The organism is Mycobacterium farcinogenes (genome assembly GCF_019739075.1).
Lineage (GTDB): Bacteria > Actinomycetota > Actinomycetes > Mycobacteriales > Mycobacteriaceae > Mycobacterium > Mycobacterium senegalense.
Genome location: NZ_CP081673.1, coordinates 6233345 through 6249217 on the forward strand (window position 1 = coordinate 6233345; position 15873 = coordinate 6249217).

Sequence of the window (15873 nt, forward strand, 5' to 3'; positions counted from 1 at the left end):
CGGCGTCAGCCGTGCGGGTTCAGCACAGACAACGCAGCGTTGGCCAGCTCCGACATCGGGTCGGTGCCGCCGCCGAAGGTCGCCTCATTCGCAGGTGCGGTGACTTCCGCGGGGTCGAACCCGTGTACCGGGTCCACCGTGATCGGAGCGGTCGCCGGATCGTCGTTTCGTGAATAACCGGCGTCCACCATGGGCAGCAGCACCCGATCCAGCTCGTTGAGCGTGTGCTGGTCATAGCCGAGGTACTTGAAGGGCAGTACCAGCGGGAGGTGCTCCTCGGGCACCAGGTACGTCGTCGTCGTCGCACCCTTGGAGTTGACCGTCGTCCTGATGTTCTGCGCCGGGACGTTGCTCGGATTGGTGAACGCGATCGCGGTGTGACCGGTGGCCAACCCGGCGATCGCGTTGATGACGCTCATCCAGTTGTCGGGCCGGTCCGGCCAGTCGGCGATGCTGTCATAGGCGGAGATGAACTGGTCAGTGTGGTACTGGCTCTCCACCGGGGCCGGGATGCGGTAGTCCATGAACGGCACGACGCTGCCGACGGGAAAGTTCTGGGTCAGGAAGCTCTCACCGAAGGGATGTTTGGCGATCGGGTCGCCGAATGTCGCGAAGCTCAGCTGATCTGGCGGCGGAGCGGTCGGGTCATTGGCCAGGCGCGCCTTCACCGCGTTGAGCACCAGCGCGCCCTCGGACAGCCCCATCGCTGTTCCCTTGCCGCCGTTGCGGATTGCCGCATCGAGGTTGCCCTCGCCCTCATCGACGGACTCACCGATGCTGGGGCCATCCAGACCGATTCCCGGATAGAACCGCTCTCCGAGCGCACCGATACCGGGGAAGAACCGCTCCAGGGTGTGACCCTGAACCTGGCCCGCCGGGTAGTCGACCTTCGTCCGCTTCATCCCGGGGAACCAGTGCTCACCCGTCATCCGGATGTACTCGTCGTACGGGATCCCGAGGACATGCGCGCCGCCCAACGCGTACGCGGTACCCGGGTTCGACGGCGTCGGTGCGGCCGGGCCGCCAGGTGGCGGCGTAGGCGGCGGAGTGTCATCGGCCCACGCATTGCCCAGGACGCCGAAGGATCCGGTGACGCTGGTGGTCATCACCAATGCAAGCCCCGCAAGGAGTTTCTTCATCTCCACTCCCGATCGCCCCGCTTCGTTTCGTAGTTTCACACACATCCCGCGTGCGCGCTCACCCGTGCTCACGTGCGCAGGATCCAATTTGCTCCTCACGTGCGCAGCCTCCTCCCGGTGGCGCGCGACGGCCACCAGTTCGCCTTGCCGACCAGCGCAGCGATGGCGGGCACCGTGATGGTGCGCACCACGAACGTGTCCAGCAGGATTCCGACCCCGATCATGAAACCGCCTTGCACCACTATGCCGATCGAAGAGAACATCAGGCCGGCCACCGAGGCCGCGAAGATCAGGCCGGCCGCGGTGATCACGCCTCCGGTCGAACTCAAGGTGCGGATGACGCCGTAGCGCGTGCTGTGCGGAGACTCGTCCCGCAATCGCGATACCAACAACATGTTGTAGTCGGCACCGACCGCGATGAGCACCACGAACGCCAGTGGCGGCACGCTCCAATGCAATTGCTGGCCGAGCAGGTTCTGGAAGACCAGGACACTGATACCCAACGCCGCGAAGTACGAGACCACCACCGACCCGACGAGGTAGAGGGGCGCGATGATGGAACGCAACAGCAACATCAGGATCAGCAGGACGACGACGAGAGTCGCGATCATGATGAACTTGATGTCCTGCTGGTAGTAGTCACGCGTGTCCCGAAGTGCGGCAGGGAAACCACCCATCGAGATCGACGCGTCAGCAAGCGTGGTGTTCGGCTGGGCGCCCCGGGCGATGTCCTGGATCTGATTGACCTGATCCATCGCCTCCGAACTGAACGGGTTCAGCTTGGTCTGGACCAGATACCGCACCGTCCGACCGTCCGGCGAGACGTACGCCGCCGACGCCTTCTTGAACTCCGGCATGTTCAGCACCTCGGGCGGAATATTGAACCCCGCCTGGGACGGATCTGTGGCTTCGTTACGCATCGTCAGCAGGAATGAGGAGGCCTGGTCCAATCCGGCAGAGATGACCTTGACCTGCTTGACGAGTTCGTCCACGCCCCCGGCTACTTCGCGGCTTCCGCCGGCCAGGCGGTTGGCGCCGGACTGCAGATCCTTCAAACCAGACTGCGGACCGCCGGGCTTGTTCAGCCCCATGGCGCTGACCGCCTTGTTCACACTGGCCAGGGCCTTGTTCAACTTGGTGACCGTGGAGTTGAGCGTCTGCTTGTCGTCACCGGCACCGTTGAGCTGATGGGCGAGATCGTTGATCTCGTTGAGGCTGCCGGCGTTGTTCTCGTCGACCAGGCGCTGAAACTGGATACGGGTCTCGGCGCAGGACGGGTTGTTGTCGCAGACGGCGTTGTTCTGCAGCGCCGCCAGAACCGGCTCGATCCAACCGAAGATGTTCTTGACCGCGGACAGGTTGTAACCCATCGCGTTCGAGAGCGTGTTGATGCTCTGTACCAGCTTGGCCGCGGTTTCGACGTCCTTCACCAGTTTGTCGCCGCCGTATTCGGTGCGCACCGAGGAGAACGTGTCGACCACACTCTGCAGACTGGGTGCGATCTGGTTGATCTGAGTCCGCACCTGCGCAAGACTGCCGGCCAGCGTATTGGCCCCGGCGGCCAGACGATTGAGGTCGCCGGAGCGCTGATCGATCTGCTGGGAACCGTCTGCCAGCCGGGTGCCGACGATGCCGGCCTGGAACGTCGCCCGAAATTCCGCGGGTACCTCCCCCAGTGGCCGGGAGATGCCGCTGACCAGGCCGACGTCGGGTAGCTGAGCAACACGCGACGCCATCTGCTCGAGATCGGCCATGCCCCTGGGCGTGCGCAGGTCGTGCGGCGACTGGATCAGGATGTACTCGGGAATCGACTGACTGATCGGGAAATGACGTTCGACCGCGGCGTATCCGACCGAGCTCGGTGCCGACGCTTCCACGACCTTGCGGTCGTCGTAGTTGTACTGGGCAAAGATCGCGGCACCGGCCAGCAAGGCGAGTATCAGCAGACTCGCAACGAGGTGCGGCACCGGACGACGCACGATGCGGATTCCCGAACGTCGCCAGAATCGGGAGGTCAGCTCACGTCGCGGCTTCACCCATCCGCGCGGGCCGACCAGCACCAGGATGGCCGGCAGCAAAGTCAGACCGGCGAGATAGGCGACCGCGATACCGATTGCCGCCGCGGTTCCGACCGTCTTGAACACACCCATCTTGGTGAAGCTCAACAGCAGGAAGGTGACTCCGACCGTCGCCGCCGACGCCGTGATCACCTTCCCGATCGACAACATCGCCGCGCGAACCGCCTGGTCGAAGTCGTCCCCCGAACGCAGATAGTCGTGATATCGGCTGATCAGGAACACCGCATAATCCGTGCCGGCGCCGGCCATGATCGCACTCAAGAACACGACCGACTGATTCGAGACGCCGGCACCAGTCAACTCGGAGAACCCCGCCACCAGCGCTTGGGCGATCAGCAGAGACGACCCGATGGTCACCAGTGGCAACAGCATCGTGACGGGACTTCGATAGACCACCAGCAATACGGCCAGAACCAGGACCGCGATGGCGATCTCGATCGGGAGCCGATCCTTCTCCCCCGCGACGGTGAGGTCGGCGGCGGTGGCCGCAGGCCCGGTGAGGTGCACCTGTAGCGGGCTGCCGGCCGTACTGATCTTGACGATCTCGGAAACCCGGTTGAAGGAGTCGATGGCCCGCGGTGTGCCCAACTCACCGACCAGACCCACCGGAAGGACCCAGGTGGTTTTGTCCTTGCTGGTCAGGAACTGCCGCAGTTGTGGGGTGGCGACGAAATCCTGAACACTTTCGACGTCTGTGACGTCGTCGCGCAGCGCGTCCACCAACTTGCGATAGGTCGCCTCGTCAGCAGGCCCGAGCCCGTTCTCATTGATCAGGGCCACCAACAGCAGGTCGTTGTTCCCCGATTCGTGGAACGCCTCGGTCATCTTTTTCGCGGTGATACTCGACGGCGCGTCGCTGGGCAGGATGGCGAGCGGATGCTTCTGCGCCATGTCACTCAGCGACGGGCATGCCAGCGGAAGCGCCACCAGCAGTGCGGCCCAGACCCCGATCACAGCCCAGGGCCACCGCACCACGAAATCGGCTAGCCGTCGCATCTCGTCCTCACCCTCGCGCCCACGTTGCGCATTCCATCGATTTGCTCGCCGCTACGCGACGCGCCCCCAGTGCCCGCTGTCAGCAACCCGAGACGACACCGACCTCATCGCGTCCATGTACCGCGTGACCGATTTCTTGGCAACGGCGTTATCCGGATGCATGATCGCCATGACCGTGCCCTCGCCGTACCTGAAGATGTAGATCGTCAATTGGTATGAGAACCGATTGTCGGGGTACATCCCGATGTTGTTCGCGAGGCCGAGATCGCCTGCGGCGAGGATAGCGTTGAGCGGCGCCGCGCCGCCGTGCAGGAAATTCGAAACCGGGAAGTTCGGCTGTGGCCAGTTCAACCACGGTGCCAACTCCAACACGCGGTAGTAGGGCACCCTCGCCATGTCGAGGCCCGAATCGAACGACGCCTGGGCCGCGCCGGCAGCGTCGCTGAAAGAGGTTGCCGCGACCGGCACGACAATGGGGATCAGGCCGGTGAACCACCCTTGCGTCATGAAATTGTCGCTCGCGGTACGCGAATCTCTCGGGGTGAGTCCGTAATAGGTGAGCGCGCCCGTGAACTCGTGCTCGACCAGGCCCAGGCAGGCGAACAGACCGCCGACGAAGCGGGCACCGGCGGCCGCGCAGGCCGCATCGAAGCGCTCCGTTTGCGCGTTGTCCATCAACACCTGAGAACTCCAGGCACTGCTCAACGATTTGTCCGGATTGCCCAGCGGCAGGGGGAATTCCGGAAAACCGTCACGGTTGTTCTCGGCGAACTCGATCCATGCCCGCACGCCCGGCGAGTCGAGGGTCAGCGCCGATGTGTATTCGCGTTCGCGGACACAGAAATCGTCGAAGCTTCCCGCTTCCGGTAGCTCGAGGGCATGGCCGCTTCCACTCATCGCCGAATACATGCCATTGGCTTCCATCATCGTCGTGCCGATCAAGGTGGCGTCCCCGTGCACGTGATCCATGGCGGCGAAGAACGTGAAATGATTCTCGTTCTGAATAATGCCGAAAGTGAAGCAGCCCCATTCCAGAGGATTCGGTATCCCCACAACGTGGTCGCGTATTTCATCGACGGTCATGTGACCCTGATCGACCGGCATGAACTCGATGTCCGCGGGGTCTTCGATCGCATGCCTAACAAATTTGCCGTCGTCGGCCTGCTCGAACCAACTTCGAAATGTGTCGTGCCGGCGCAGGTATGAGTTGACGGCGTGGTCCATGGCCGCGATATCACACTGTCCGGGAACTTCACAACTGGCGATGATCTGCCGCGAAAAGTTCAGGCCCGCAGCGGTTCTGTCGCAGTAATTCTTAAGATGTTGGCTCTGCATGTAGCTAACTGGAACCGCGCTCAGCGGAGCTCGTTTCGCAGTTTCCTGAGCCGCCGCCGTCGGATGCCAGGAAGTTACCGAGCCCGGACTCAGCGTCCATTCCTCAAGTGCCCCAACAGTTATCTTGCCGATGCGCAAAGCGTCGCCCTCCCAGTTTGGCCGCAGTGGCCGTGATCACCCCGGTGGTTGCCCAACATACCCCGGGCTCCCCGGCAACCGCCTACCCCGGCTGACAGCAGAACCTAGGTCCACACGTCACAGGTTCATCTGCAATAGTGCGTAATGCCGTCGGGGGGCGGACAATTTTCGCGTGCGATAAATGTCCCGCGTAGTCACCGTGTGACCGCCGATGCAAGGAGGACAACGGCATGGGAACCGCCGACCATCCGACCGAAACCACCGCTGGCTTTGCCGTAATCGGCTACGCAGCGCGTTTTCCAGGTGCTCCGGACGCTGAAGCGTTCTGGGACGTGTTGCGCGAAGGCCGCGATGCGGTCTCCGAGATACCTCAGGATCGCTGGGACGCCGACGAATTCTTCGACCCCGAACCGGGCTCACCAGGCAAGGTCGTCACGCGTCGTGCCGGATTCGTCGACGACGTAACCGGGTTCGACGCTCCGTTCTTCGGAATGTCGACCCGCGAAGTCCGGTTGATGGACCCTCAACATCGACTTCTGCTTGAGACTGCGTGGCGAGCCGTCGAGCATTCAGGCACTGCACCAACAGCTTTGGCCGACTCCAACACCGGTGTGTTCGTCGGCCTGGCCACCCACGACTACCTGGGAATGGCCTCTGACGAGCTGACATACCCCGAGATCGAGGCCTACATGGCCATCGGCACCTCGAATGCCGCGGCAGCCGGCCGGATCAGCTATCGGTTGGGACTGCAAGGTCCCTCGGTCGCTGTCGATACGGCGTGCAGCTCGTCGCTGGTGGCGATCCACCAGGCATGCCAGGCGCTGAGCCTGGGTGAATGCGATCTCGCACTGGCCGGCGGAGCGAATGTCCTGCTCACTCCGGCCACCATGATCACCTTCTCCAGCGCCCACATGCTGGCGCCCGACGGCCGCTGCAAGACCTTCGACGCTGCCGCCGACGGCTATGTCCGCGGCGAGGGCTGCGGCGTCATCGTCATCAAGCGCCTCGACGACGCGATCCGCGACGGCGACCACATTCGGGCCGTGATCCGCGGCAGCGCAATCAACCAGGACGGCGCGTCCGGTGGGCTGACGGTACCGAATGGTGTAGCGCAACAACGGGTTATCAGCGCCGCGCTGAAACGCGCAGGCGTCGCACCCAGCGAAGTCGGCTACCTGGAAGCTCACGGCACCGGCACGTCACTGGGCGATCCGATCGAGGCCCAGGCCGCCGGCGCAGTGCTCGGCGCCGGCCGCGACGCCGAACGACCACTGTTGATCGGCTCGGCCAAGACGAACATCGGGCACCTGGAAGCCGCAGCGGGGATCGCCGGCGTCATCAAGGTGATCCTGTCGCTCGAGAACGAGACGTTGCCGAAGCACCTGCACTTCGAGAACCCGTCGCCGCACATTCCGTGGGACCGGCTGGCAGTCGAGGTCGTCAAGGAGTCGAGGCCCTGGGAACGCAATGGTCAGCCGCGCATCGCCGGCGTCAGCTCATTCGGGTTCGCCGGCACCAATGCGCACGTCATCCTCGAAGAAGCTCCTGCACCGACGCCGGTGGTTGCGCCGGAGGAGGTTTCCGACGACCAGCGGTTCAGCCTGCTTCCGCTGTCGGCGCGCACGCCCGCAGCTCTCGTGCAGCTCGCTGACCAGTACCGCAGCTGGTTGACCGCGCACCCCGAGGCCACCTTGGCCGATGTGTGCTTCACCGCCGGCGTGGGCCGAGCCCACCTGGAACACCGCGCCGCGCTGGTGGTCAATTCCCGAGAAGCCGCGGTCGAACTCCTCGGCGCACTGGCAGACGACCGTCCGGCTCCCGGATTGGTGCGCGGGGAATCCCACGACGTCCCGAAGACGGCCTGGCTGTTCACCGGCCAGGGCAGCCAGTACCCCGGCATGGCCCGCGAGTTGTACGACACCGAACCGGTGTTCGCCGAGACCCTGGACCGGTGTGCGGCCGCGGTCGCCGATGTACTCGAAAAGCCTTTGCTGGATGTCATTTTCACGCTGGACAGCCCTGAGGCCGAAGAGACGCTACGGCAGACCTCGTACGCTCAGCCCGCGCTGTTCGCCGTGGAAATGGGCTTGGCGCAGCTCTGGCAGTCGTGGGGAATCGAACCGGACGTGGTGCTGGGCCACAGCGTCGGTCAGTACTCGGCAGCCTGCGTCGCAGGGGTGGTCAGCCTCGAAGACGGCATGCAGTTGATGGCCGAACGCGGACGCCTCTTCGGCAGTCTGCCCGCAGGCGGCCGCATGGTGGCGGTGTTCACGGCGGCCGAACGGGTCGAAAACCTCACCGACGAGTACCCCACGCTGTCGGTCGCCGCGTACAACGGTGCCAACACCGTACTGTCCGGACCGGCCGCGGACCTGGAGAAAGCGGTGGCCGGGTTGGCCGCCGACGGCATCCGGTGCGACTGGCTGGAAACCAGCCACGCATTCCATTCGGCGTTGCTGGAACCGATCCTCGATGAGTTCGAGGCATACGCGAACCAGTTCACTTTTCAAGCACCTCAACGGATTCTGATCGACAACCGTACGGGCGCGGCACTGGGACGCAGCGTCAAGATGGACGGCGCGTATTGGCGTCGTCACGCCCGGCAACCGGTGGAATTCGCCAAGAGCGTGCGCACCCTCGCCGATTTGAACTGCAAGGTGCTGCTGGAGATCGGTCCACGTCCCGTGCTCACCGCGACGGCCTTGGGCGCCTGGCCCGACCCGGCCACCGCCCCGCGGGTGATCGCCTCGCTGCGGCCGAACACCGCCGACCACCGCCAGATCACCGAAGCCGTGGCCGACGCGTACGTGCTGGGCCACCTGCCCGAGTTCGGCGCCTTCCGCCGGCCGCATGCGCGGAAGCTCGACCTGCCGACCTACCCGTTCGAGCACCGCCAGTACTGGTACCGCGACAATCGGGAAGAGCCGAACCAGCAGCAGCACGTGGCCGCCCGCACTCAGGCCGTCCGACTGCTCGAGGACGGCCGGATCGAAGAGCTCGCTGCCCTGCTCGGTGGCGCCGGCGACGACAGTGCGACGCTGACGGTACTGACCAAGCTTGCCGCGCAACACAATCAACAACGCTCGACCCAGTCCATCGCCGACGACCGCTACGAGTTCCGCTGGGACAAGGCCCTTACTCCGCTGTCCGGCACTGATGCCGCGGACAGCTCCTGGATCCTGATCGGCGAGGAATCCGAGGCCGTCAAGCCTCTGGTGGATGCACTAGCCGCGCGTGGGCAGCAGTGCCGGATTCTCGGATTGCCGGCGTCGGACGCAGACGAAGAGCAGCTCGCAGACGTGTTGCGCGCGGCGGCGACAGGCGGTACGGCGCTCAGAATCCTTCACGTCGCGGGCTTGGATTCCGGTGCAGCACCATCGATGCGGTCGCTGCTGCGGATGCAGCATCAGGTCCTGGCAGGAACCAGGCGGCTCTTCCGCGCCGCGGTCGCCGCTGATCTGCGGGCACCCATCTGGCTCGTCACCCATGGAGCGCAACACGTCACCGACGCGGACATCGTGATGCCCGAGCAGAGTGCGCTGTGGGGATTCGGCCGTGCCGCAGCCCTCGAGCTACCCGCGCTGTGGGGTGGACTGGCCGACCTGTCGGACTTCACGTCCGGCGAATGGTCCGCGCTGCTCAACCGCATCACGTCGGGATCCGACGCCGCGGTCAAGGAAGACCAGATCGCACTGCGCGGTCAGGAGGTCTACGTACCCCGACTGGTGCGGCCGACGGATCTGCCGAGCGGCAAGCCGCTGGAACTGCGCGACGGCGCAACGTATCTGGTGACCGGCGGGCTCGGTTCCATCGGGCTCGAGGTCGCCGGGTACCTCGCGGCCCACGGCGCCAAGCAGTTGGTGCTGACCAGCCGGCGTCAGCCCAGTGAGGCCGCGCAGAAGCGCATCGATGCCCTGCGTGACCAGCACGGCTGCGAGATCCGGGTCGCCACGGCCGATGTCGCCGATGCCCACGACGTCGCCCGCCTGCTGGCCGGCGTGCGGGCCGAGTTGCCTCCGCTGGCCGGGATCGTGCACGCCGCGGGCGAGAACGGCACCACACCGCTGAGCGAACTCGATGACGCCGAGGTTGACCGGGTCTTCGCCGGAAAGGTCTGGGGTGCCTGGCATCTCAGCGAGGCGGTAGCCGAGGACAACCTCGACTTCTTCATCAGCACGTCCTCGATCGCCGCGGTGTGGGGCGGATTCGGTCAGACCGCGTACAGTGCGGCGAACGCATTCCTGGACGGGCTGGCCTGGCGCCTGCGCCGGCAAGGCATCGCCGGCACCAGCGTCAACTTCGGCCCCTGGTCGGCCGGCATGGCCGACGCGGAATCCCGGGCCCGACTCGAGCAGCGCGGAATCAAGACGTTGTCGCCGTCGGACGCGCTGGCCGGTCTGGCCGACGTGGTGGCGAATTCGTCGGCGCACGGACCCGCCCATGGAGTGATCGCCCGCATCGACTGGTCCCGTTTCCTGCCCCTCTACCAGCAGGCGGGCCGGCGGGGGTTCCTGGCAGAGCTCGAGGCCGCACTGCCCGCGACGGGTGCGGCGTCGCCGGTCACCGCGTCCGGCAAGACCAAGCTGGTCGAGCAGCTCACGAATGCCCCTGTGCAGCAGCGCAAGAAGCTCCTGACGGATTACCTGCGGGACTCCGTGGCAGAGGTCACCCGGGTCGATGCCGGGGAGATCCGTGAAGACGCCGGGTTCTTCGACCTCGGCATGGACTCGCTGATGGCCGTGGAACTGCGCCGCCGCATGGAACAGGGCGTCGGCAAGGAAATCCCGGTCACCGTGGTGATGGATCACCCCCGGATCTCCGACGTGGCCGACTACCTGCTCGGCGAGGTTCTAGGGCTTGCCGAGCAGAAGGCCGACCCGGCCGCGGCATCGACGGCCGCGACGCGCACGGACGACCCGATCGCGGTGGTCGCGGTGTCGTGCCGATTCCCCGGCGCCCCGAACCCCGAGGCGTTCTGGGATGTGTTGTCCGGCGGTGTCGATGCCATCCGGGAAGTGCCGGAGGAGCGATTCGACATCGACGAATTCTTCGACGAAGATCCGGATGCTCCCGGAAAGACCTACACGCGCTACGGCGGATTCCTCGACGGTATCGACGGATTCGACCCGGAGTTCTTCGGGATCTCGCCCCGCGAGGCGGTCTGGATCGAGCCTCAGCAGCGCCTCGTGCTCGAAACGGTATGGGAAGGACTCGAAAGAGCCGGTCACTCCCCCGAGGCACTGCGCGGCAGCCGCACCGGTGTATTCGTCGGTGTGGCGGCCAACGAGTACGCGCACCTGCTGTCGTCGGAGCCCATCGAAAAGATCGAGCCGCACTTCATCACCGGCAATGCGCTCAACGCCATCTCGGGGCGCGTCGCCTTCGCGCTCGGGTTCGAAGGACCAGCGGTGGCAGTCGACACCGCGTGCAGCTCGGCGTTGGTGGCAGTCCACCAGGCCTGCCAGGCACTGCAATCCGGGGATTGCGACATGGCAGTCGCCGGCGGCGTGAACGTCCTGCTGTCTCCGGTGACCGTGGTCGCCGCATCCCGCGCCCGGATGCTGTCGCCGGTCGGGCGGTGCAAGACTTTCGACGCGTCCGCCGACGGGTACGTCCGAAGCGAAGGCTGCGGAATCCTGGTCCTCAAGCGACTGAGCGACGCTCAACGCGACGGCGATCGGATCTGCGCGGTCATCCCGAGCAGCGGGGTCAACCAGGACGGCGCTTCCAGCGGCCTGACCGTGCCCAACGGCGGTGCACAGCAACGTCTTATCGGGTCGGTGCTGGCCCGGGCCGGCCTGACCGGTAGCGATGTGGACTACCTCGAGGCACACGGAACCGGCACCCCGCTGGGTGATCCGATCGAGGTGCAGGCGGCAGCCGCCGCCTTCGGTGGCTCGCGTGAAGCCGACCGGCCGCTGCTGATGGGATCGGTGAAGACCAACATCGGCCACACCGAGTCGGCATCCGGGGCCGCAGGCCTGATCAAGGTCGTGCTGTCGCTGCAGCACGAAACTCTGCCGCAAAGCCTGCATTTCGAGAATCCGTCTCCGCACATCCCGTGGGATTCACTGCCCGTGCAGGTGGTGGACAAAGCGATGCCATGGCAACCCAACGGCAGGCCGCGCCGCGCTGGCGTCAGCTCCTTCGGATTCACCGGGACCAACGCTCACGTGCTGGTCGAGGAGGCACCCTCACCGGCACCGTCACCCGAACTCACACCCACTGATGAGCCCCGCACCGACGGGGAACTCGCCGAGGGTGCCGCACCGGAAAACAACGGTGCAACGACGGAAACAAAGCAGGGACAGGTTGAGGTGCTGACCTTGTCCGCCCGGTCACCGGAAGCGCTGGCGGCGTTGGCCCAGCGATACGACGCCTGGCTGGGGGACCATCCCGACGTCGACCTCGCCGACCTGTGCCTCACCGCTGGGACGGGCCGTTCGCACTTCGAACATCGGGCCGCCCTCGTCGTCGATTCGGTCGCCGAAGCCCGCGCGGGCCTGGCCGATCTGGCCGAGAATCGGCTGCGGCTCGGTGTCGTACGCGGCGAGCGCCCGCATCACCCGATGACAGCCTGGCTGTTCACCGGGCAGGGCAGCCAGTACGCCGGGATGGCGCGTGAGTTGTTCGACACCGAACCGGTATTCGCCGAAACCGTGCGCCGTTGCGCGGACGCGGTGAACGACATCTTGCCGCAACCACTGCTCGACGTGCTGCTTGCCGACAACCGCGAAACCGGGGGCAAAGCGGCAGAAACCCTGCGGCACACGTCGTTTGCGCAACCAGCCATCTTCGCCGTGGAAATGGGCCTGGCCCGGCTGTGGCAGTCCTGGGGAATCGAACCCGACGTGGTGCTCGGCCACAGCGTCGGCCAGTACGCCGCGGCATGCGTGGCCGGCGTGTTCAGCCTGGAGGACGGCGCCCGGCTGATGGCCGAACGCGGACGGTTGTTCGGCAGCTTGCCCGAAGGTGGGCGCATGGTGGCGGTGTTCGCAGACCCCAAGCACGTCGAACAGGTCGCCGGCGGGTTTCCGCGGGTCTCGGTAGGCGCCTACAACGGGCCCAACACCGTGCTCTCCGGCCCGGGTGAAGATCTCGAGCGGATCGTCGAGAAGTTCGAAGAGGAGGAGGGGATCCGGTGCACCTGGCTGGAGACCAGCCACGCGTTCCACTCCGAACTGCTGGATCCGGTGCTCGACGAATTCGAGTCATACGCGGCGCAGTTGCAGTTCGCAAAGCCCACGATGCCGCTGGTCTGCAACCGCACCGGCACCGTACTCACCGCCCAGACCCCGCTCGACGCCCAGTACTGGCGTCGGCATTCCCGCCAGCCGGTGCAGTTCGCCGAAAGCGTACGCACCGTGGCGGCTCTGGGCTGCTCGATCCTGATGGAAATCGGTCCGCAGCCGGTGCTCACCGGGGCCGCTGTGCAGGTCTGGCCGGAGCACTTGGCGGCGCCTCGCGCGATCGTCTCGCTGCGCAAGGGTGTCGCTGATCGGCGGCAGATCGCCGATGCGCTGGCCTCGGCCTACGTCGGCGGCCACCGACCCGACTTCAGCGCACTGCACCGCCGGCCCCGTCGCCGGCTCGAGCTGCCGACCTACCCGTTCCAGCGACGTCGCTTCTGGCCCAAGGGAAGCGGCATCACCGCCGACAGCAACGGTGCCGTGGGATCGGGGATCCTGGGCAGTGGAAAGGAACTCGCCTCCGGCGATTCCGTCTACACCAGTCGGTTGTCGGTCAAATCGCAGCCCTGGCTCTCCGACCACGTCATTTACGGCACCGTGGTCGTCCCAGGGGCGACCTACGCCGCGATGGCGCTGGCCGCGGTCGGTACTCCCGCGCACGCCAAGGACGTCTTCTTCTACGAGCCGATCATCTTGCCTGAGAAGAGTTCTCGTGAGGTGCAGCTGACGTTGCACCCACTGGACGACGGCGACGGCTGGAAGTTCCAGGTGCACAGCCGCCCCTACGGGGAACGTGGCGCCGACTGGTCGCTGAATGCCGAAGGCACTGTTGCCGCCGGACTCTCCGACGAACCGGAACCCGATCAGTCGGATCCGGTGGACGAGGCGATCGAACGCCTCGAACGCATGCGTCCGCAGGAGTTGTTCGAGACCTTCGCCGATCTGGAACTGGCCTGGGGCCCGACGTGGTCCGGTTCGCTGAAGTCGTTGTGGCTGGGTGAAGGTGAGGCGATCGGCGACATCCTGGTCGGTGAGGAACTCGCCGAACAACTCGGAACCGAACCCATGCACCCGGTCCTGATGGACTTGTGCACCGGTGTCGCCTTCCCCGCGTTCCCCGCGCTGCTGGCCGCCGAGCAGGGCGTGAACGACCTGTTCCTGCCCCTGCGGTACGGGCAGGTGACCTTGAAGGAGAAGATGCCTCGGCGCTTCTACTGCCGCGCCCGTTGGCACGAGAGCGCCCTGGACAGCGAAACCCAGGTCTTCGATCTCGACTACCTCGACCGCGACGGCCGCTACCTCGGCGGCGTGCGTGACTTCACCGTCAAGCGTGCACCTCGCGAAGCGCTGCTGCGTGGCCTCGGCGGGGACGCCACCCGCCTGCTGTACACCCTCGGCTGGCACGAGGTTCCGGTACCTGCTTCCGAGGAAGGGGCCGAAACCGCCTCCGGCACTTGGCTGGTCGCCGGATTCGACGAGCTGGCCGCCAAGGTGCCCGGCTGCATCCCGTTCGACCGGAGCACCGATCCCGAGCTCCTCGGACAGGTGCTGGTACAGGCCAAGGAACGCGGCCTGCCGTTCTCCGGTGTCGTCTGGCGGGCTGCGGCAGCGGATGCAGAGGAAACGAGTGCAGGCAGCCAGGCCCGGCTCGAAACCGAGATCACCAACCTGCTCAGCGCGGTGCACACCGTGCAGGGCGGTGAGGTGAAATTGCCAGGCGGTCTGTGGATCGTCACCGAGCGGGCCGTCGCCACCGAATCCGGTGAGCCGGTCGACCCGGTTCAGGCGGCGCTGTGGGGATTCGGGCGGACCACGATCAACGAGGAACCGGCGCTGCGCGCCAAGCTCGTCGACACCGACGGATCTGGCGAGGCCGTGCAGGCGCTGGCGAACCTGCTGGCCACGCCGGTCGAGGAGCCGGAAATTGCAGTGCGGCAAGGCAAGCTGCTGGCTTCCCGGTTGCTGCCCTGGTCACGAAGCGGGCACCTCACGGTGCCGCGCGGGAGCGACTACGTACTCGCCCCCACCGAGCGCGGCGCGATCGACAACCTGCGGATCACCGAAAAAGAGGTGCCCGCACCGGACGAAGGTTATGTACAGGTGCGGGTGGAGGCCGCGGGCCTCAACTTCCGCGACGTGCTCAACGTCCTGGGCCTGTACCCGGGTGACCCCGGGCCGATCGGCGGCGACTTCGCCGGCGTGGTAACCCAATTGGGCGATGGCGTCACCGGCGTCGAGGTGGGCCAGCGGGTCTACGGCTCGATGCAGGGCGCGTTCTCCAGCCGGTTCAACGTGCCGGCCCAGTTCCTGGCGCCGATTCCAGACGGGGTCAGCGCGGTCGAGGCCGCCACGATTCCAGCTGCGGCGCTGACGGTTCGGCTGTCGTTCGACTGGGCCCAGCTCAAGTCGGGTGACAAGGTGCTGATCCACGCCGCCAGTGGCGGCGTGGGCCTGGCGGCCGTCCAGATGGCCCAGCAGTGCGGCGCTGAGGTCTACGCGACGGCAAGCACGTTCAAGCGCGCGACGTTGCACAAGCTGGGTGTCAAGCACGTCTACGACTCGCGGACGACGGACTTCGCCGACCAGATCTTGGCCGACACCGGTGGGGCCGGCGTGGACGTGGTGCTCAACTCGCTGACCAGCGAAGGGTTCATCGAGGCGACGCTGAAGGCCACTGCTCGCAACGGCCGCTTCGCCGAGATCGCCAAGCGCGACATCTGGTCAACGGAAAAGATGGCCGAAGCGCGGCCCGACATCTCCTACGAGATCGTCGCGCTGGACACGGTGATGCTCACCGACCCCGATCGCATTCGCGACCTGCTCACCGAGGTGTCGGATGGCCTCGCCAAGGGTGAATGGAAGCCGCTGCCCGCCGAGATCTACCCGCTGACCGAGGCCAGGACGGCGTTCCGGCGGATGCAGCAGGCCCGGCACATCGGCAAGATCGTGCTGCAGATTCCCACTCCGCTTGCACCGCAACCGGACCGGACCTACCTG

3 protein-coding genes and 1 pseudogene are annotated in these 15873 nt (G+C 65.9%); 1 reads left to right on the top strand and 3 read right to left on the bottom strand.

The features are described from left to right. Positions 1-5: 5 nt before the first annotated feature. From pe to K6L26_RS29830, 3 genes are all read right to left on the bottom strand, one after another. Positions 6-1139 (bottom strand): acyltransferase PE, encoded by a 1134-nt coding sequence (gene pe, locus K6L26_RS29820; protein WP_036392441.1) that lies wholly within the window; start codon positions 1137-1139, stop codon positions 6-8. A gap of 95 nt (positions 1140-1234) precedes the next feature. Continuing rightward, positions 1235-4213, bottom strand: a complete 2979-nt coding sequence (locus tag K6L26_RS29825; protein ID WP_047039719.1) for an MMPL/RND family transporter — start codon at positions 4211-4213, stop codon at positions 1235-1237. Positions 4214-4264: 51 nt separating this feature from the next. Beyond that, positions 4265-5686, bottom strand: a complete 1422-nt coding sequence (locus K6L26_RS29830; RefSeq protein ID WP_047039717.1) for a condensation domain-containing protein — start codon at positions 5684-5686, stop codon at positions 4265-4267. Between the two features lie 230 nt (positions 5687-5916). On the opposite strand from K6L26_RS29830, the pseudogene K6L26_RS29835 reads away from it, so the two are divergent. After that, a pseudogene (locus K6L26_RS29835) lies at positions 5917-15816 on the top strand (type I polyketide synthase); the annotation flags it as partial. Positions 15817-15873 lie beyond the last annotated feature (57 nt).